The organism is Corallococcus sp. EGB (genome assembly GCF_019968905.1).
GTDB lineage: Bacteria > Myxococcota > Myxococcia > Myxococcales > Myxococcaceae > Corallococcus.
In genome coordinates, this window is the sequence record NZ_CP079946.1 from 4,861,591 (window position 1) to 4,880,999 (window position 19,409).

16 protein-coding genes are annotated in these 19,409 nt (G+C 70.8%); 7 read left to right on the plus strand and 9 right to left on the minus strand.

The window, feature by feature from the left end:
* Nucleotides 1-95: 95 nt before the first annotated feature.
* Genes KYK13_RS20220 through KYK13_RS20245 form a run of 6 tightly spaced genes read right to left on the minus strand, consistent with a single transcriptional unit; the run spans nucleotide 96 to nucleotide 5,959 of the window.
* The gene (locus tag KYK13_RS20220) at nucleotides 96-1,106 is read right to left on the minus strand and encodes an MlaD family protein (RefSeq protein WP_223631662.1); all 1,011 of its coding nucleotides are present in this window, start codon (nucleotides 1,104-1,106) and stop codon (nucleotides 96-98) included.
* Nucleotides 1,099-1,842: an ATP-binding cassette domain-containing protein gene (locus KYK13_RS20225; RefSeq protein WP_223631663.1), complete on the minus strand. Its 744-nt coding sequence runs from the start codon at nucleotides 1,840-1,842 to the stop codon at nucleotides 1,099-1,101. The genes KYK13_RS20220 and KYK13_RS20225 overlap by 8 nt, the downstream gene beginning before the upstream one ends.
* The gene (locus tag KYK13_RS20230) at nucleotides 1,839-2,585 is read right to left on the minus strand and encodes an ABC transporter permease (RefSeq protein ID WP_223631664.1); all 747 of its coding nucleotides are present in this window, start codon (nucleotides 2,583-2,585) and stop codon (nucleotides 1,839-1,841) included. The genes KYK13_RS20225 and KYK13_RS20230 overlap by 4 nt, the downstream gene beginning before the upstream one ends.
* Nucleotides 2,582-3,361, minus strand: coding sequence for an ABC transporter permease (locus tag KYK13_RS20235; protein ID WP_223631665.1), 780 nt, complete (start codon nucleotides 3,359-3,361; stop codon nucleotides 2,582-2,584). The genes KYK13_RS20230 and KYK13_RS20235 overlap by 4 nt, the downstream gene beginning before the upstream one ends.
* A 19-nt stretch (nucleotides 3,362-3,380) precedes the next feature.
* Nucleotides 3,381-4,058 (minus strand): ABC transporter ATP-binding protein, encoded by a 678-nt coding sequence (locus KYK13_RS20240; protein ID WP_223631666.1) that lies wholly within the window; start codon nucleotides 4,056-4,058, stop codon nucleotides 3,381-3,383.
* A 20-nt stretch (nucleotides 4,059-4,078) separates the two neighbouring features.
* Nucleotides 4,079-5,959 (minus strand): putative metal-binding motif-containing protein, encoded by a 1,881-nt coding sequence (locus KYK13_RS20245; RefSeq protein WP_223631672.1) that lies wholly within the window; start codon nucleotides 5,957-5,959, stop codon nucleotides 4,079-4,081.
* Between the two features lie 210 nt (nucleotides 5,960-6,169).
* Between KYK13_RS20245 and KYK13_RS20250 the strand changes: the two genes are divergently transcribed.
* The 3 genes from KYK13_RS20250 to KYK13_RS20260 are packed head-to-tail and all read left to right on the plus strand — an operon-like array spanning nucleotide 6,170 to nucleotide 11,864.
* Nucleotides 6,170-7,570: a TolC family protein gene (locus KYK13_RS20250; protein ID WP_223631674.1), complete on the plus strand. Its 1,401-nt coding sequence runs from the start codon at nucleotides 6,170-6,172 to the stop codon at nucleotides 7,568-7,570.
* Between the two features lie 5 nt (nucleotides 7,571-7,575).
* Entirely contained in the window at nucleotides 7,576-8,751 is a 1,176-nt protein-coding gene (locus KYK13_RS20255) for an efflux RND transporter periplasmic adaptor subunit (RefSeq protein ID WP_223631677.1), read from the plus strand.
* Nucleotides 8,748-11,864, plus strand: a complete 3,117-nt coding sequence (locus KYK13_RS20260; protein WP_223631686.1) for an efflux RND transporter permease subunit — start codon at nucleotides 8,748-8,750, stop codon at nucleotides 11,862-11,864. The genes KYK13_RS20255 and KYK13_RS20260 overlap by 4 nt, the downstream gene beginning before the upstream one ends.
* Before the next feature lie 31 nt (nucleotides 11,865-11,895).
* Here KYK13_RS20260 and KYK13_RS20265 read toward each other — a convergent pair whose 3' ends face one another.
* Entirely contained in the window at nucleotides 11,896-12,942 is a 1,047-nt protein-coding gene (locus tag KYK13_RS20265; RefSeq protein WP_223631688.1) for an AI-2E family transporter, read from the minus strand.
* A 320-nt stretch (nucleotides 12,943-13,262) separates the two neighbouring features.
* Here KYK13_RS20265 and KYK13_RS20270 point away from each other — a divergent pair, with 320 nt between their 5' ends.
* The 3 genes from KYK13_RS20270 (at nucleotide 13,263) to KYK13_RS20280 (ending at nucleotide 16,292) form a co-directional block, all read left to right on the plus strand.
* Nucleotides 13,263-15,089 carry a glycoside hydrolase family 15 protein gene (locus KYK13_RS20270; protein ID WP_223631690.1) on the plus strand — a complete coding sequence of 609 codons (1,827 nt, stop codon included), beginning with the start codon at nucleotides 13,263-13,265 and terminating at the stop codon, nucleotides 15,087-15,089.
* A gap of 76 nt (nucleotides 15,090-15,165) precedes the next feature.
* Nucleotides 15,166-15,684: a hypothetical protein gene (locus KYK13_RS20275; RefSeq protein WP_223631692.1), complete on the plus strand. Its 519-nt coding sequence runs from the start codon at nucleotides 15,166-15,168 to the stop codon at nucleotides 15,682-15,684.
* A gap of 149 nt (nucleotides 15,685-15,833) precedes the next feature.
* Nucleotides 15,834-16,292, plus strand: coding sequence for a DUF2267 domain-containing protein (locus KYK13_RS20280; RefSeq protein ID WP_223631694.1), 459 nt, complete (start codon nucleotides 15,834-15,836; stop codon nucleotides 16,290-16,292).
* 14 nt (nucleotides 16,293-16,306) lie between these two features.
* Here the strand turns inward: KYK13_RS20280 and KYK13_RS20285 are convergent, their stop codons facing one another.
* Complete coding sequence (locus KYK13_RS20285) at nucleotides 16,307-17,131, minus strand: SDR family oxidoreductase (RefSeq protein ID WP_223631696.1); 825 nt, start codon at nucleotides 17,129-17,131, stop codon at nucleotides 16,307-16,309.
* A complete protein-coding gene (locus KYK13_RS20290) occupies nucleotides 17,124-18,671 on the minus strand; it encodes an NAD(P)/FAD-dependent oxidoreductase (RefSeq protein ID WP_223631698.1) in 1,548 nt (515 codons plus the stop codon). Before KYK13_RS20290 ends, KYK13_RS20285 begins: the two co-directional genes overlap by 8 nt.
* A gap of 102 nt (nucleotides 18,672-18,773) precedes the next feature.
* Between KYK13_RS20290 and KYK13_RS20295 the strand changes: the two genes are divergently transcribed.
* On the plus strand, nucleotides 18,774-19,370 hold the full coding sequence (locus tag KYK13_RS20295; protein WP_223631704.1) for a TetR/AcrR family transcriptional regulator: 597 nt from the start codon (nucleotides 18,774-18,776) through the stop codon (nucleotides 19,368-19,370).
* Nucleotides 19,371-19,409 lie beyond the last annotated feature (39 nt).

The following is a 19,409-nucleotide window of genomic DNA, read 5'->3' on the forward strand; positions in this document are numbered from 1 at the left end:
TTCGTGGATCCTGAACTCGCCCGTGGCCCAGGACGAGACGCCTGCTCCGGCGGGGCCGTGCGAATGCCCCGAGTCCCCATGCCCATCTCCTGCGCTCAATCCTTCCAGAGGATCTTCCACGGGTGCTTGCGCAGGTCCGTGACCAGGGTCTTCAGTTCATCATAGAGGGCAGGGTCCTTGAGCAGCGCGCCACCAGTGCCTTCCCCCGCGTCGAGCTGTCCCAGGAGCCTGTCCGCCTTGGTGGCGATCTGTTCCAGCTGACCCGCCGCCGCCGTGAAGCGCTGGAGCGCCAGCTTCACCTGCTGACCGTCCTCGGGCGTCAGCGGACCTGCCACCGCCGCCAGCCCGTCCAGGGTCGTTCCAGCGGACTTCGTCAGGCCGGGGAGGTCCTTTCGCATCAGGGCCGCTACGGCGGAGGCGTCGTCCAGGAGCCGGGCTCCCTTGCCTCCGGGCTGCATGGATTCCTTCGCCAACTGCGCGAGCTGCCTCAAGTCCTTCGACGCCGCCGCCAGCTCCGTGGCCAGGACCTTCACGTCACCTTGGTTCTCCGTCAGGACCTGATCCAACGTCCTCGCCAACCGTGACACGTTGGCGGCCAGGCTCGTCACAGCCTCCGGGTCCTTCTCCAGCATGTCCGACAACAGCGTCACGAACCTGGACAGCTGCTCCGACAGCAAATCCAGACGCGGCGCATCCACGCCTCGCAGCGCTTCGGTCTCCGGCAGCGGCGCGTCCGAGTTGCCTGGGTTCAACTCCAGATAGGGCTCGCCCAGCAGGCCCACCGTCGCCACCGTCACCCGGGCATCCTTGCGCAACGCGCTCCTGGCCGTGGGCTCCACGGACAGGTCCATGCGGACGGGGAGGGGGAGGCCCTTCGCATCCCTTCGGTCCGCCAGCAGATGAATGCTGTCCACCTTGCCCACCTGGACGCCTCCCAGCTTCACCGGGGCGCCTTGCACCACGTTGCCCGTGTGCCCGAAGTCCACCTCCAGCGTGGCCCCCCGGCCCAGCGTCAGCTCCCCCATCAACCAGAGCAACACGAGCACGCCCACCAGCGTCGCGAGCACGAGCGCCCCGACCTTCAACTCCAGCCGTTGCTCATCCATCCGTCGCGCCCTCCATGAACGGCGCCGTCAACGTCCGCAGCTCCGGGGCAGGGGACTTCAGGAAGTCTTCCGGGCTCCCCAGGAACGCATTGCGCCCCTTCGCCACCACCAACACCCGGTCCGCGATGTCCCTCAGCTGCCGATAGTCGTGCGACACCACCAGCGCCCCCAATCCCTGTTCCTTCAACGACGCCAACACCGCCTCCACCTGCATCGCCGCCCTCCGATCCAATCCCGTGGTCGGCTCGTCCAACAGCAGGTAGCGCGGCTTGAGCACCAGGGCCCTCGCGATGGCCGCGCGCTTCTTCGCTCCAGGCCCCAGCTCCGGCGGTAGCCGGTCCGCCCACTCCTTCAGGCCCACCTTCTCCAACGCCGTCTCCACGGCTTCCTCCGGGGCGCGCGGATCCGCGAGGCGCACGTTCTCCCGCAGCGTCCTCCAGTCCAGCAGCGCGGGGCCCTGCACCAGATACGGCGCCTGACGGCGGAGGGACACCAGCGTCCGCTCCGGCTGCGTGTCCACGCGCACTCCGAACAGCGTCACCGTGCCGGCCTCGGGCTTGAGCAGGCCCACCGCCAGTCTGCACAGCACGCTCTTGCCCGAGCCGCTCGCTCCCGCGATGAACGTCAGCTCCCGGGTGGAGACCTGCGCGCTCAGGCCGTTCAATACGCGGCGGCCCTGTTCGAAGGCGATCGCCACGTCCTCGAAGACCAGCGTGTCCGGACCGGTGTCATTCACAGGCGCACGAACTGGAACGCAAGCGACACCGTCAGGTCAATCAACAGACATCCCAGACTGGCCGCCACCACGCCGTTCGTCGTCGCCTCGCCCACCGCCTCCGCGCCGCCCCGGGCGTTCAACCCCGCCACCGCCGCGGCGAGCGGGATGTAGAGCCCGCAGCCCACGACCTTCAGTCCTCCCACCAGCAGGTCCCAGCCATCCACGTACCTCGCGTCCATGAACGCCCGGCCGTCGATCTTCAACCCCACGCTCGCCACCACCACCGCCGACGCCGTCGCCGCGATGGTCCCCAGCACGCTCAGCAGCGGCACTCCCACCATCCCCGCCACCACCCGGGGCGCCACGAGGTCCGCGTACGGATCCCCCGCGGACATCTCCAGCGCCTCCACCTGCTCGTTCACGCTCATCGTGGCCAGCTCCGCGGAGTGACTGGCGCCGGCCCTCGACGCCGTCAACAGCGCGGACACCGCCGGGCCCAGCTCCCGGATGAGCATCTCGAAGTAGGCCGGGCCCAGCACCGCCACGTTGCCGATCAGCTTCTTCGCCTGCGCGTTGGCGATCATCACCAGCACCGCCCCGAAGAAGGCCATGCCCGACATCACCAGCCACACGCTGCGCCCGCCCAGCTCGTGCACCTGCGCCAGCGTCTCCCGCCACGGGATTCCCTCCCGCGCGCCCGCCCGCACCGTGCGCGCCAGCATCACCCCCGGCGCCCCGAAGAAGGTCAGCAGCCGCTTCATGCCAGCCACCTCGCCAGCAGCGTCGTGAGCAGGAAGTCCAAGAGGAAGATGGCCGCGCAGCCCAGCACCACCGCGCTCGCCGCGGCCTCTCCCACGGCGCGGGCGCCTCCCTTCGCTCGGAGGCCCGCCGCCGTGGACACCAGCGCGATGGCCAGGCCGAACGCCCCCGTCTTCACCACGCCTCCCAGGATGTCCGAGGGGCTCAGCATCTGCGCGAACGTCCCGAAGAACACCCGCACCGGCAGGTCCAACGTGAGCTTCGCCGCCACCGCTTCACACAGGATGGACACCAGGAACGTGAACGTGCTCAGCGCCAGCATGCTCAGCTCCATCGCCACCACCCGGGGCGCCACCAGCAGGGCGAACGGATCCAGCCCAATGCCTCTCAAGCCCTCGATCTGCCCTCCTACCTTCAGCGTGGCCAGCTCCGCCGCGTTCCTCGCGCCGATGCGCGCGGACATGATCAGCCCCAGGAGCAGCGGGCCGAACTCCCACAGCACGCCGTAGCCCGCCGCCCAGCCCAGGAAGGCCCTGGCCCCGAAGCGCTGGATGTAGAGCGCCGCCTGCACCACCACGATGACGCCCGCCAGCGCCGCCGTCGCCAGCGCCAGGGGCAGCGACCCATAGCCGAACTGCACCAGCCCCCGCGCCAGCTCGCGCCGCTCCAGCCTGGGCAGCCCCCAGGCCGTGCGGCCCGCGACCAGGGCCAGCGCGCCCACGCCGCCCACCGCTCGCATCGCCGAGCGTCCCAGCCAGGACAGGGCGGCGGTGCTCACGGATGAAGGAACCGCGAAGTCATGCGAGGGCCTCGTCCGGCGCGCGCTCGAGCTCCGGCGCCGGGGCCCCATCGTGCACCAGTCGGCCGCCTTGCAGGTACAACCAGCGGGGCAGGGGCAGGTCCACCGGCGCTTCCGGCGCCGCCACCAGCAGCGTTCCCTGGCCCGCGACCTCCAGGAGCACCCTCGCCACCTGCCTCGCGGTGCCTGGATCCAGGCCCGCGAACGGATCATCCGCGAGCAGCACCGCGGGTCTCGCCGCGATGGCCCTCGCGAGCCCCGCGCGCTTCTTCATGCCGCCGGACAGCCGCTCCGGCAGCGTGTCCGCCGCGTCCGACAGCCCCACCGAGTGCAGCACCGCGTCCGTGCGCTCGCGGGCCTCCGCTGCCGGCATGCGGCGGCGGATCAGCGGCTGCATCACGTTCTGCCGCACCGTCAGCGAGTCGAAGAGCGCGTCCGTCTGGAAGACGAAGCCAAAAGACGCCTGCTGCGCGCGCCGCTCCGGCGCCGTGAGGCGGGCGACGTCCTGCCCATCCCAGGTCACCCGGCCGGAGGAGGGGCGCAGGAGTCCCGCGAAGGCCTTCAGCAGCGTCGTCTTGCCCGACCCCGAGCGGCCCAGCACCAACGCCTGCGTGCCGGGCGGGACGTGGCAGTCCGTGGGCTCAAGCACCGTCCGGGCGCCGTAGCGGAGGCTCAAGGCTTCGGCGCGAAGATCCATTACTTGGGCCAGCGGAAGAACTGGGAGGTCCCCTCAAGGCCTGCTGCACCGATCCGGGTGGGAGAAGCGCCATCAATGGCGCGCAGCGGCTTCGAGTTCGATGCCACGGATTCCCAGCGGTCCCCATTGAAGAACAGGACATCTCCCGCGACAGTCGTCGCGTAGATGGCGCTCTTCCCGAAGGCTTTTACGCCCGTGGCATTCACGTCAGCGGGAAGGAAGGGACGCCTTCGCCATTCCCCATGGTCGCGCTCGAGAAAGACGCCCTTGTCCCCTACGGCATAGGCGTAGTTTGGAGTCACCACGCTCACTCCGGTCAGATAACCGAACGGCAGGGCGGGTGGCAGCTTCTCCGGAAGCCAGGCTCCGGTCGCCGGGTTGTAGCCAAGGACGGTCAACTGATAGTTCGGGCCGGAGTTGTCCACGGCGCCCACCGCGAGGAGCGTATCGGGCCCCGTGGTTCCGTGGATCGCGCGCAGGTTGGTGCCTGTCTCGGCGATACGAACCGGGGCTGCGGGGAATGCCCACTTGAAGATGTAGCCATTGCTCGCCACGGCGTAGAGCATTGGCGGGCCGCCGTCCGCCGAATCGAATCCCACGATGCCGTTGAGCGTTGCATCGCTGTCCGGCTTGGTCGTCTCCACTGTGCAGGTGGGGTCCGTGGGGCTCTGGCTGGCCAGACTGCCGTTGTCGCCAGCCAGGAACACCTGCCCTGACTTGCTGACCCAGGCGGCTTGATACTGCCCGGGGCAGTTGGATTGGCTCGTGCCACCATCGCTTTGGAGCTTCAGCACGTTGCCCTTGGCGTCGGATCCGCCGATGCCCGCGAGCCACGCCAGCTCCTGCCCCACGGCGATGGCATTCCAACGGGCGCGATTCGCCGCCGCAGCAGTGCCCTCCCAGTTCAGGTCCTTGCTGCCGCAGATCCCCGCCTCATCCACCCCACCGACACAGTTGTTGTCCATCCGGTCGCAGACCTCGGGGAGCCCAGCCGCCACGTACACGGAGCTTTCGTCGCAGTCGGAGGACTCCGTGAACGTGCCGGGGGGTGGGGGGTCGCACGTCACGCCTCCGTCCGCGCCGGCCTTTCCGTCCCCGTCCTCATCCCGGAAGTAGACCGTGGGCGGAGGCGCGTTGACGCAGGCGACACCGCCATCGGTCTTATCGCAGGCATTCACTCCGGGACACGCGAAGGCGTCCTTGCAGGGCTCCCCCAGGCTGAAGGCTTCATCCACGAGACCGTTGCAGTTGTCGTCCCGTTCGTCGCAGCGGAACTCCTCCTGTCCCGGGTGCACCAGGTTGTCGCTGTCGTTGCAGTCGCCCGCCTTGCTGGCGTTGCCGAACGCAGGCGCCTCGCAGGACACGGACAGCGGGGGCAGGCTGCTGCTGCCGTACTTGTCGCCGTCCTCGTCGACATACCAGGGCGTGGGGCCGCCCCGGTCCTTGTCGGCGTCATCGCAGTCCGTGCCGCCGGCGCTCGGCGCGACGAACCCGTCCCCGTCGTTGTCCAGGGCGCTCAGGGACAAGCCCACCGGCGTGATGCCGTCCTTCGCGAGACTCGCGGTGGCCTCCGCGGTCACGACCTGCTTTCCGTCACAGTTCTGCTCCTTCGCGGCGGCCAGGAGCTTCACGTCGTAGCTCCAGCCGGCCTGGCGGAACACCGCCACGGACAGGGTGCCCGGCGGCGGGCCTGTGGGGACATTCACGTTCGTCGTGACCTGCCGGGACACCTCGGCCTGATCCGTGACGGTCAGCGTCACGCACCCCGGCCGAAATCCTTCGTAATGAATCTCGACCTTCAAGGCGGCGGTCTTGAGCGAGTCCGGCTTGGAACAACCGGCGAGGACGCCCGTGAGCATGGCGAGCAGGAATAAACGCATGGGGCACGCATTCTGGGGCGCGCCCCACACCCGGAGTGGGGCGATGTCGCCACCCGTCGGCATCTCAACCCGAGAACCTTCAACCCCGACCCTTAGTCCGGTCCGCGAGGCATCGTCCAGACACGCACCGCTCATCACTCCCCGGATGACGGCTTCCGTGTATAGGGGCCGCTGACCTTTCAACACTGGCTCGTTCCTCAGTACGCCTTTATGCCCACCGTCCGCCGTGCCCTCCTCGCCGCGCCCCTGGGTGCCTGCCTCTGCGCGCTGGCCCCGGACGCACTCGCCCAGACGCCACCCGCCGCGTCCCCGGCCTCGGCCGCCGAGGCCCCCGCGAGCGCCTTCCCCAAGCCTCCGAAGCCGGACACCCACGCCGCGCCGCTCACCCTGGAGCGCGCCGTGGAGCTCGCCTCGCGGCAGAACGAGGCCGTGCTCGCCGCGGGACAGAGTGCGGAGGCCGCCCAGGCCCGCGTCGCCCGCGCCCGCGCCTTCTTCCTGCCCACGCTGACGGCGACGGGCACCTACACACGCCGCCTGCGGGAGTCCACGCGCGAGGTGGGCGGACAGACCGTCGTGCTCCAGAAGTTCAACGCCCTGGGCGCCGTCTTCTCCGGCCGGGTCGCGCTCTTCGACGCGCGCGGCTTCCCGCTCTACAAGGCCGCGAAGCTGGAGAGCGAGGCCGTCAAGCTGGACGCGGTGGAGACGCGCCGTCAGGTGTCCTTCAGCGCCGCCAACGCGTTCCTCGTCACCCTGGCCCACCAGCAGGTGTACCAGGCCGCCGAGCAGCGCCTGGCCTACGCGAAGCAGAGCCTGGTGGACGCGCAGGCCCGCGCCAACGCGGGGCTCGCCAGCACCAACGACGTCACCCGCGCGGAGCTGGAGCTGGCCACCGCCGAGTCCAACCTGGCCGCGGCCCTGGGCAGCGCGGAGACGAGCCGCCTGGAGCTGGGCTACCTCCTCGTGGAGCCCGCGGTGGGGGAGCTGGCGCCGCCGGAGTCGCTGCTCACGGACGCCGCGCGGCCCACGCCGCCCCTGGACCTGCTCACGCAGGGGGCCACGGACCGGCGGCCGGACATCCTCTCCGCGCGCCTGCGCGTGCGCTCGCTGCGGGAGAGCGCGAAGGAGCCCCTGGCGCGCCTGCTGCCGTCGCTCGGAGCGAGCGCCCAGTACCGCCTCACCAACGAGTCCGGCCTCAACGGCAACGTGGGCGACGGCTTCCTCGCGTTGGATCTCACCTGGACGCTCTTCGACGGCGGCGCCCGCTACGCGGACCGCGACGAGCGCGTGGCCAACGCCAACGTCGCGGAGCTGAACACCCAGGCCGCCACCCGCCGCGTGCCGGTGGATATCGAACAGGCGCGGGTGAACCTGGAGACGGCCCGGGCCGCGCTCGCGCAGAGCGAGCAGGCGGCGAAGGCGGCTCGGAAGAACGCCGCGGAAACGGGCATCCTCTACCGCCAGGGGCTGTCCACCGCGCTCACCGTGGCGGACGCGTCGCTCAGCCTCTTCGAGGCGGAGGTGGCGCTCGCGCAGAACCGCTACGGGCTGGGCGTGGCGCTGTTGGGGCTGAGGGCCGCTGTCGGACTGAATCCACTCGGGAAGGAACCGTGAAGGCAATGCAACGCACTGGAGTGCTGGCCCTGTCGCTGGCCGTGCTGTCCCTGGCCTCTGGCTGCAAGAAGGACGCGCCCGCCCAGGGTGGCAAGGGCGCGGGGCGTGGCCCCATCCAGTTCCCCGTGGAGGTCGCGCCCGTGGAGGCGCGCGACGTGGAATACGCCGTCAGCGCCGTGGGCGCGGTGGAGGCCTTCGAGAGCGTGCAGATCACCGCGCGCGTCCCGGGCGCCCTGGAGCGCGTGTCCTTCGCGGAGGGGCAGCTGGTGAAGAAGGGCGAGACGCTCGCGGAGATCGAGCCCGCGCGCTACGCCATCGCCGTGCGCGCCGCGGAGGCCGCGCTGCAGAAGGCCCAGGCCGCGCTGGTGGAGGCGAAGGCCGGCGCCCAGCGCCGCGCGGAGGTCAACGCGCAGAGTCCGGGCCTCCTGCCCGCCGAACAACTGGAGACGTACCAGGCCCGCTTCGCCACCGCCCAGGCGGACGTGGCGGCGGCGAAGGCGGCGTTGGATCAGGCGCAGCTCAACCAGCGCGATGCCTACGTGCGCGCCCCCATGGACGGCGTCCTCCAGACGCGCACCGTGCAGACGGGCCAGTACGTGCAGCCGGGCGTGGTGCTGGCCACGCTGCTGCGCCGGGAGCCGCTGCTCCTGCGCTTCAACGTGCCCGCGGCGGACGTCACCCGGATCCAGCCGGGGATGCCCGCGCGCTTCACGGTGCGCTCGGACGGCGGGGCGTACGAGGCGAAGATCACCTACGTGTCCGCGAGCGCGGACGCGCAGAGCCGCATGGTGACGGTGACCGCGGAGGTGACGGGCGAGGCCGCGCAGAAGCTGCGGCCCGGCGCCTTCGCCACGGTGACCGTGCCGGTGGAGTCCCGCGGCGGCAGCCCGGTGATTCCGCAGACGGCCATCCGGCCCAGCGAGCGCGGCTTCCTCGCGTTCGTGGTGGCGGACAACAAGGCGCGCGAGCGCATCCTGGAGCTGGGGCTGCGCACGCCGGACGGGCGGGTGGAGGTGAAGGAGGGCCTCAAGCCCGGTGAAATCCTGGTGGTGCGCGGCGCGGAGGCCCTGCGTGACGGCGTGGCCGTGCGCGTGGAGCAGGAGCGCCCGAAGCCGAAGGTGGTGGGCGAGCAGCCGCCGACGGAGGCTCGCGGCGGCGCGGGCACGGAGGGCCGGCCATGAGCATCACCGACGTCTGCATCAAGAAGCCCGTCTTCGCCTGGATGATCATGGCGGCGACCATCATCTTCGGACTGGTGGCGGCCCAGCGCATCGGCATCAGCCAGTTCCCGGATGTGGACTTCCCCACCATCAACATCTCCGTGTCGTGGGAGGGCGCCAACCCGGAGGCGGTGGAGTCGGACGTCGTCGAGTTCATCGAAGAGGCCGTCACGCAGGTGGAGGGCGTCAAGAGCATCACGTCCTCGGCGCGCCAGGGCAGCGCCAACATCACGGTGGAGCTGGACCTGTCGCGCAACGTGGACCTGGCGCTCCAGGACGTGCAGACCAAGGTGAGCCAGGCGCAGCGCCGGCTGCCGTTGGACATCGACCCGCCCGTCGTCTCCAAGTCCAACCCGGAGGACCAGCCCATCATGTGGCTGGGCGTGGCCGGGCCGTTCTCCCAGCAGGTGGTGAGCGACTTCGCCCGCTACCGCGTGAAGGAGCGCCTGCAGACGGTGCCGGGCGTGGGCGAGGTCATCCTCGGCGGCCTGCTGGAGCGCAACGTGCGCATCTGGGTGGACGCGCAGAAGCTGGATGCGCACGCGCTCACCGTCACGGACGTCATCGCCGCGCTCCAGCGCGAGCACGTGGAGCTGCCCGCCGGCCGCATCGAGACGCAAGGCCGCGAGGTCAACGTGCGCTTCATGGGCGAGGCGCTGGACCTGGAGACGCTGCAGAACGTGGTGGTGCGCGAGGAGAGCGGCCGGCCGGTGTACCTGCGCGACGTGGCCATCGTGGAGGACGGCTTCGAGGACGAGCGGCGCCTGGCACGCGTGAATGGCGAGCCCGCCCAGGCCATGGGCATCAAGAAGCAGCGCGGCGCCAACGCGGTGGCCGTGGCCCAGGCGGTGCGCGAGCAGCTCGCGGAGCTCCAGAAGGAGCTGCCGGAGGGCATGAGCGCGAGCATCAACTTCGACTCGACGCAGTTCATCGAGGAGAGCGTGCACGAGATCGAGTTCGAGCTGCTGCTCGCGTGCATCCTCACCGCGTTCGTGTGCTGGGTGTTCCTGGGGTCGCTGTCCAGCACGCTCAACGTGGTGCTCGCCATTCCCATGTCGCTGTTGGGGACGGTGGCGGTCATCTACTTCCTGGGCTTCACGCTCAACACCTTCACGCTGCTGGGGTTGGCCCTGGCCGTGGGCATCGTGGTGGATGACGCCATCATGGTGCTGGAGAACATCTTCCGGCACGCGGAGGAGGGGAAGGACCGGGTGCGCGCGGCGCGCGAGGGCACCGCGGAGATCACCTTCGCGGCCCTGGCGGCGACGCTGGCGGTGGTGGCCATCTTCCTGCCCGTCGTGTTCATGAAGGGCATCATCGGCCGGTTCTTCCTCCAGTTCGGCGTCACGCTGTGCGTGGCGGTGCTGCTGTCCTACGTGGAGGCCATCACCCTGGCGCCCGCGCGGTGCGCGCAGTTGCTCAAGACGTCACGCGAGCACCGCAGCCGCATTGGCGTGGTGGTGGACAAGGCCTTCTCCAAGCTGGAGGCGCTGTACGCGCGGGCGCTGGGTTGGGGGCTGGTGCGGCCCTGGCGCGTGCTGCTGGTCGCGGTGGCCATGCTCATCTTGAGCGCGTTCGCGTTCAAGGCGCTGCCCGGTGAGTTCGTCCCGTCGCAGGATCAGGGGCGCATGTCCGTGCGCCTGCAGACGGCGGTGGGCAGCAGCCTGGAGGAGACCAACCGCCTCTTCAAGCGCGCGGAGGAGTTCGTCGCCAGCCGTCCGGAGGTGACGCGCGTTTTCGTGGTGGTGGGCGGCGGCGGAAGCGGATCCGCCGTGAACTCCGGCAACATGAACCTGACGCTGGTGCCGGCGGATCAGCGCATGCCGCAGGCGGAGTTCGCGCAGGTGCTGCGCAAGGAGCTGAACAGCTACCCGGGCCTGCGCGCGGTGGTGCAGGACCTGTCGCAGGCGGGCTTCACCGCGCAGCGCGGCTTCCCGGTGGAGTTCAGCGTGCGCGGGTCGGACTGGAACAAGCTGGTGGAGGCGAGCCAGTCCCTGCGCGAGCAGCTCCAGGCGTCCGGCAAGGTGGTGGACCTGGACACGGACTACCAGCTGGGCCAGCCGGAGCTGCGGATCACCCCGGACCGCGCTCGCGCGGCGGACCTGGGCGTGCCCATCCAGTCGGTGGCGTCCACGGTGAACGCGCTGGTGGGTGGCGTGCGCGTCGGCAAATACAGCAGCGGCGGGCGCCGCATCGACGTGCGCATGCGCCTGCTGGCCAGCCAGCGCTCGCGTCCGGAGGACCTGTCGCTCTTGAAGGTCCGCACGGCGAACAACTCGCTGGTGCCGCTGTCGTCGCTGGTGACGCAGGAGGAGCTGCCCGCGCTGCAGGCCATCACCCGGCGCGACCGGGAGCGCGCCATCAGCCTCTACGCCAACGTGGCGCCGGGGTCGAACCAGGAGGAGGCGCTGGCCACGGTGGAGTCCCTGGGCAAGGACCTGCCGGGCGGCATCCGCGTGGTCGCGGGCGGCGCGAGCGTGGCGTTCCGCGAGTCCATGAGCAGCCTCCTCTTCGCGCTCTTCCTGGGCATCGCCGTCGCGTACATGGTGCTGGGCGCGCAGTTCAATTCGTTCCTGCACCCGGTGACGGTGCTCACGATCCTGCCGCTGTCGGTGGCGGGCGCGTCGTTCGCGCTGCTGATCACAGGCAACACGCTGAACATCTTCAGCATGATCGGCCTGCTGCTCCTGATGGGCATCGTGAAGAAGAACTCCATCATCCTGGTGGACTACGCGCTCCAGCAGCGCGAGCAGGGCGCGGACGCGATGCAGGCCATGCTGCGCGCGGGGCCGGTGCGCCTGCGCCCCATCCTGATGACGTCCACCGCGACGATGATGTCCGCGGTGCCGGCGGCGCTGGCGCTGGGCGCGGGCAGCGAGACGCGCGCCCCCATGTCCATCGCGGTGCTGGGGGGCCTGTCCGTGTCCACCGTGCTCAGCCTGCTCGTGGTGCCCGCGTTCTACGTGGTCGCGGACCGAATCAAGTCGCGGCTGGGCAACCGGCTGCGCAAGGGCAAGGGCGGGGACGACTCGCGCGTCGTCCCCGACGAGCCCCGGCCGCTGCCGCACGGGTAGCCGGAGCGGGCGCGGCCCCCGTCCGGGCGCTTCACGGACGGGGGCCCTGCTTGCCCAGCCTCCGCTCGATGTAGAGGTAACCCACGGCGATCTTCGCGCAGACGATGAGCGGCGTGGCCACCACCGCGCCCATCAGCCCGAACAGCGCCGCGAGCACGGCCTGTCCCAGCAACAGCATGGCCGGGCGCACCTCCACCGCGCGCTTCATGACCACCGGCTGGACCAGGTAGCCCTCCACCACGTGGATGCCCAGGTAGACGGCGCCGGCCAGCAGGAAGTGCCGGGGCGACTGCGCCAGCCCCACCAGGAGCCCGGGGATGGCGCTGGCGATGGCGCCCACGTAGGGCACGAACGTCGCCAGGAAGGTGAGCGCCGCCAGCACCGGCCAGCCTTCGATGCCCGCGAGCCCCAACCCCAGCGCCGTGAGGCCGCCCATCACCAGCATGGACACGAGGATGCCGGCCACCCAGTGGCGCAGCCCCTGCCCCAGGCGCCTCGCGAGTTCATCGTAGACGGCCTCCTTCTCCCGGGGCACCAGCGTGCGCAGCGCTTCCCGGTAGCTGTCTGACTGGTGGACCAGGAAGGCCGCCAGTACCACCATCAGCAGCACCGCCGTGAGCGCGGACACCGTCGTCACCGCGGCGGGTACCAGCTTGCCCAACACGGACTGGACCTCCTGTCCCGACTGCGGTCCGGGCGCCAGCGGCGCGAGGGACGCCGAGCGCCGCGCGTGCTCGAACCACTCCCGGGCGCGCTCGAAGGCCTGTGCGGCCCGGGGCCCCAGCGCCTGCGCCTGCTGCACCGCGGCGGGCGCGGCGAAGACGACCGCGATCGTCAGCCCTCCCAGGAGCACCACGAGGACCACGAGCACCGCCAGCCCCCGGGGGATGATCCGCGAGAGCCAGTCCACCGGGAAGCTGAACACCACCGCCACCAGCACCGCGAGGAAGCCCAGCAGCAGCACGTCCCGCGCGCGCCAGAGCGCGGCGAGCATGCAGAGGGCCCCGACGAGTTGGAGCCCCACCGCGACGGGATGTCCGAGCAGCGGCCAGCGGGGACGAGAGGAGTCGGTGCGCATGGGCGTCAGGCCCCAGGCATCTCACCCGGCGACTTCCGGCGTCGAGCCTCCTCCCGGTAACCGCGCGGCCGGCGCCCGCGAGGCGACACTGCCCGGCCCGGGGCGTGCGGCGCACGACATCCACCCCGCGAAAAGGCGGGAACGTGGGGGGACCCAGCGCGTGGTGGAGGCGGGCGGGACGCGGGGCGGCCCGCCGGACGGGCGCTCATCACACCACGGGGCGTGGGGAGGCTGAAGCCTTTGCGGCAGGTGACCATCGTCCGGAGATGGGCCCCGTAACGCGCGGCCCCCTTCCACGTAGCGCTCGGAGGGTGACGCTCATGGCCCTGCGCATCGAGGACTATGCACTGATTGGGGACACCCAGACCGTGGGCCTGGTGGGGCGGGATGGGTCGCTGGACTGGCTGTGTCTTCCCCGGTTCGACTCGGGGGCGTGCTTCGCGGCGCTCCTCGGGACGCCGGAGCATGGGCGCTGGCTGATCGCGCCCAGGGCCGACGGGAGGACCGTCCAGACGCGCCGCCGCTACCGCGAGGGGACGCTCGTCCTGGAGACGACCTTCACCACACCCGAAGGCACCGTGCGCCTCGTCGACTGCATGCCGCCGCGCGGGCGCACGCCGGACGTGGTCCGCCTGGTGGAGGGCGTGGAGGGGCGGGTGCCCATGCGGATGGAGCTCATCCTCCGCTTCGACTCCGGCTCCGTGGTGCCCTGGGTGCGCAAGCGGCCGGGAGGAGGCCTGACGGCCATCGCGGGTCCGGACGCGGTGACGCTCGACACGCCCGTGAAGACGCACGGCGAGGGGCTCACCACCGTGGCGGACTTCACCGTCGCGAAGGGGGAGCGCGTCCCCTTCGTCCTGACGTGGTTCCCGTCGCACGAGGCGCCCCCGGCGAGGCTGGACGCCTCCGCCGAAGTGGAGAAGACCGCCGCGGGGTGGCGTGCGTGGTCGGGCCGCTGCACCTATCAAGGAGAATGGCGGGAGGCGGTGCTGACGTCGCTGACGGTGCTCAAGGCGCTGACGTACGCGCCCACGGGCGGCATCGTCGCGGCGGCGACGACGTCGCTGCCCGAGTGGCCCGGCGGCGTGCGCAACTGGGACTACCGCTACTGCTGGCTGCGCGACGCGACGTTCACGCTCCAGGCGCTCCTGCACGCCGGCTACCGGGAGGAGGCCGCGGCGTGGCGGGACTGGCTGCTGCGCTCGGTGGCGGGCGATCCGGCGAAGCTGCAGATCATGTACGGCGTCGCGGGGGAGCGGCGGCTGACGGAGTCCGAGGCGCACTGGCTGCCGGGCTACGAGGATTCATCCCCCGTGCGCCTGGGCAACGCCGCCGTCCATCAGTTGCAGCTCGACGTCCACGGCGAGGTGATGGACGTCCTCCACCAGACGCGCCGGGGCGGGCTGGCGCCGGAGGATGCCGCGTGGGCGATGCAGCGGGCGCTGCTGGGGTTCCTGGAGGGAAACTGGAAGCGCCCCGACAAGGGGCTCTGGGAGATGCGCGGGCCCCCGCAGCACTTCACGTTCTCCAAGGTCATGGCGTGGGTGGCCTTCGACCGGGCGCTCAAGGGACTTGCGTTCTTCGGCATGGAGGGACCGGTGGCGCGGTGGCGTCAGGTACGCGATCACATCCACGCGGAGGTGTGCGCCCAGGCGTGGGACGGCCACCGGCACACCTTCACCCAGGCCTACGGTTCGTCGAAGCTGGACGCGAGCCTGCTGCTGATGCCTCAGGTGGGCTTCCTGCCGGTGACGGATGCCCGCGTGCGAGGCACCGTGGCGGCCATCGAGCGTCACCTGATGCGCGACGGCTTCATGATGCGCTACGCGACGGACTCCGGGAGCGGGGATGGGCTGCCCGGGGGAGAGGGCGCTTTCCTGGCGTGCTCCTTCTGGCTGGCGGACTGCTACGTGTTGATGGGCCGCGACGCCGACGCGCGCGCCCTCTTCGAGCGGCTGCTCGCGGTGCGCAACGACGTGGGGCTGTTGTCCGAGGAGTATGATCCGGTGGGCAGGCGGCTGCTGGGCAACGTCCCCCAGGCCTTCTCCCACGTGGGGCTCATCAACACGGCCCTGAACCTCACGCCCGGTCAGCCCACGCCCGCGCGCGAGCGTCCCAGCGACTCCGCCGGCCCGTCCCACCCATGATGGGACGGGCCTGCATCGAGGCGCGGGTCAGGTTCCCGGAGGCACCGCGTCCTTGCGCGCCACTCGGGAGGACGCCATGGGAGACCCACGCAATCCACAGCGGGCGGACGAGCCCTGGAACGCGGAACGCATGCGCATCGCGGAGGCGGAGCTGAGGGCCCTGGCCCCGCTCGTCACACTCTCCGGCGGTTGGGCCTGGCACTTCATGGCCCCGCCGCACGAAGAGCTGAAGATCGACCACGACCACAAGGACGTGGACCTCTTCGTCGCGCCGGAGCGCTTCGCGGAGCTGATCCCGCTGCTGAACTCCCGGGGCTACGCGCGCATCTGGACGCGCTTCGACGCGACGTCCACGAACTTCTACCGGTACGCGAAGTACCCGGAAGGGGCGAAGGTCATCCTGGATGTGTTCGTCCGGAACGTGCCGTCCGTCCAGGTGGGGGACATGCGCGTGGTGGAGCCGGCCACGCTGCTGACGTTCTATGGCGACATCCACAGCACGGATGACTGCGTGTCCGTGCTCGCGGCGAGGAAGTTGCTGGCGCGGGGCATCAGTCCCATCGGACGCAAGGAGCTCGTCACCCGGCCCCGGTGACGGACACCTGGCGTGCGCCGGGGAGTCGCAGCGGTGGGCCGGCCGGCCGCGCGCCTTCATGGCCCGCGGACGATGCAGGCGCCCTGGCGCGTGCGCAGCGTCTTTCCGGACACGGGCCCTTCGGGGCCCCGCACCTTCGGAGACACGCCATGGCCTCACCTGTTCCTCCCGACACCCACGCCGTGCCCGTCAAGGAGCGCGACGAGTCACTCGAGCTCCAGCCGTTCCTGGACGAGATCCAGGGCGACGCTGTCATGCACAGCCAGGGCCTGGAGGCCCGAGAGGCCGCCAGCGCGGTGTTCTGCTCGCTCGCCCGGCGGCTGTCGGACGGCGAGGACGTGAAGCTCTTCCGCTCTTTGACCGGCGGCATCGGTGCCATCCTGGGCGCCTGCTCGGTGCACCGGGGCCCGTCGCGCGCGAAGCGCATTGGCCGCGATGAGTTCATCACCGACGTGGCGGATCACCTGAACATCAAGCCGGATCAGGCGTTCCGCGTCATCACCGCGGTGTTCACCGCCGTGCGGGACCGCATCCCCGAGGACGAAGTCGCGGCCGTGGCGTCGCAGCTGCCCGCCGACCTGGGCGACCTCTTCCGCAGACCTGTCTGACCGCCGGACACGTTTCACGCGCCGCGGAGGCGTGAGGCGAGCAGCTTCCAGTACGTCACGGGAAAGAGCCGGGCGAGCATCGCCAGCGCCACGGCGTCCTTGCCCACGAGGATGCGCGACTCGCGGTTCTCCACGCCGCGCACGATGATCGCTCCCGCGGCCTCCGCGGGGAGCCGCAGCATCTTCTGGAACGACCTGCGGCGGCGGGAGACCTCCTCCGCGGTCGCGCCGGTGGGGACCCGGGCGCTCGCGGCGATGGACGTCGCGACGCCGCCCGGGTGCACCACGGTGACGCCCACGTTGGTGCCCTCCAGCTCATGGCGCAGCCCCTCGGAGAAGCCGCGGACGGCGAACTTGCTGGCCGCGTAGGCCACCTGTCCCGGAGGCGCCACCAGCCCGAAGACGCTGGAGAGGTTCACCAGCCGCGCGTCATCGCTCTTGCGCAGCAGGGGAAGGAAGGCGCGGCTCAGGCGCACCACGCCCCAGAAGTTGATGTTGAACAGCCACTCGAAGTCCTCGGCGCTCACCTGTTCGAAGGTGCCACCGAGCGCGACGCCGGCATTGTTGAAGAGCAGGTCGACCCCGGGATGCTCCGCCATCACCTGCGCGGGAAAGTCCTCCACCGCCGCCTTGTCGGACACGTCGAGCCGGTGCTGGCTGATGCGCACCTCCGGCGTGCGCGCCAGGTCCGCCGTCTCAGCGAGCCCGGCCTCGTTCACGTCCGCCAGCGCGACGTGACAGCCCTTGCGCGCCAGGCAGACCGCGATGGCGCGGCCGATGCCGCTCGCCGCGCCCGTGACGACCGCGGTCCTGCCCTGAAGCCGCATGCGCTCAGCCACGGGCCACCTCCGTGTCGGGGCCGTTGCCCACGGCCGGCAGGAGCGCCTGCGTCGAAGCGGCAGCCCCGGCGCGCCGGAACTCCATGGCGTCGTCGTCCACGCGGCCGTAGCGCATCATCACCAGGTCGCGCACGTAGTTCTGGTACAGGCGCCACGGGGCGCGAGAGCCCTGACGGGGCAGGGTGGCCAGCGCGCGCTGCACGTACCCGGAGCTGAAGTCGAGCACGGGCTCCGGCGTCATGGCCGGACCGCTCACGCGCGCGGTGCATTGCGTGTAGCCGTGCTGCTTCATGTGATTGAGCAGGCGGCAGGTGTACTCCGCCACCAGGTCGCACTTCAGCGTCCACGACGCGTTGGTGTACCCGAAGGCCGCGACGAGGTTGGGCACGTCGCTGAACATCATCCCCTTGTACGCCAGCGTCCGTGCCAGCTGGACGGGCGCGCCGTCCACGACCAGGGACAGGCCGCTCAGGATCTTCACGTTCAGCCCGGTGGCGGTGACGATGACGTCCGCGTCCAGGTGCGCGCCCGAGCGCAGCTTCAGGCCGGTCTCGGTGAACGTCTCGATGTGGTCCGTCACCACGGAGGCGTGTCCCTGGCGGATGGCATGGAACAGGTCGCCGTCGGGCGCGACGCACAGCCGTTCATCCCAGGGGTTGTAGCGGGGCGCGAAGTGCGTATCGACGTCGTACTCCTTGCCGAGCGCCTTGCGCACGCCCAGGCGCAGGAGCCACTTGAACAGGCCCGGCCGGCTGCGCGCGAGCTTGTAGAGCAGCATGCCGCGCAGGACGTTCTTCCAGCGCGCGACCGCGTAGGCCGCCCTCTGGGGGAGGACGTGCCGCAGCGCGCGGGCGACGGCGTCCTCGGCCGGTTGATCCGCGATGTACGTGGGCGAGCGCTGGAGCATCGTGACGTGCGCGGCGCGCCCGGCCATCGCGGGGACCAGCGTCACCGCCGTCGCGCCACTGCCGATGACGACCACGCGCTTGCCGCCGTAGTCCAGGTCGTCGGGCCAGTGCTGCGGGTGCACGATGCGCCCCTGGAAGCTCTCCGTGCCGGGCCAGGTGGGCGTGTAGCCGCTCGCGTAGTCGTAGTAACCGGTGCAGGTGTAGAGGAAGCCGCACGTCATGCGAAGTGGCGCGCGCTCCGGGCCCACCTCCACGTCCACCGTCCAGCGCGAGTGCTCGGACGACCACTCCGCCCGCGTCACCCGGTGGTGGTAGCGGATGTGCCGGTCGATGCCGTACTCGGCGGCGGTCTCCTCGATGTACGCCTTGATGGAGGGCCCATCCGCGATGGCCTTTCCGCCCAGCCACGGCCGGAACCGGTAGCCCAGCGTGTACATGTCCGAGTCCGAGCGGACGCCCGGATAGCGGAACAAGTCCCACGTGCCGCCCATGGCCCCGCGCCCCTCGAGGATGGCGTAGCTCCGGGTGGGGCAGAGCGTCTGGAGGTGGTACGCCGCGCCGATGCCCGACAGGCCCGCGCCGATGATCAACACATCCACGTGCGGGGGCTGCTCGGCGGAAGACAGGGGCATCACGGGACTCCTCGTGGTACAGGAAGGTACCCAGCCTGTGCGTCTGTTGATGAGAGGTAGCAGTGGCGTTTGGTACCGTCAAGTACCGCCCCGAGGAGCCGCATGACGTCCCCTTCCGAGCAAGCAGGTGAAGCCCCTCGGGACCGGCTCGTCGCGGGAATGGCGCAGGCCATCGTCGAGGTGGGCTATGCGCGGCTGACCATCGCGGACATCGTGCGGCACGCGCGCGTGTCGAAGCGCACGTTCTACGAGCACTTCGAGGACAAGGAGGCGTGCCTGCTGGCGCTCTACGCGGCGCAGAGCGCGCGGCTGTTGGAGGAGATCCAGGCCGCCATCCAGCACGCGCCTCCCGGTGAGCTGCGGGCCAGCATCGGCGCGGCCGTTTATCTCTCCAGCCTCCAGAGCCGGCCGGGGCTCGTGCGCACGCTCCTCGTGGAGATATTGCACGTGGGCCCGAAGGGCTTCGAGCTGCGCCGCCAGGTCATGCGCAGCTTCGCGGAGCTGATGCGGCGGGAGTTCGACGCGGCGGGGACGGGGGCCACGCTGTCGCCGGCCATCGCCATGGCGCTGGTGGGCGGCATCAACGAGCTCATCCTGGAGGCGGTGGAGGAGGACCGCGTGGATCGGCTCTCGGAGCTGGCCGGCCCGGTCGCGGCGTTCGTGCGAGGGCTGTTGGAAGCGCGACCTCCGGCGAAATGAGCAGGGGCTCAGTCCATCCGAAGCTGACCGCAGCCGCTC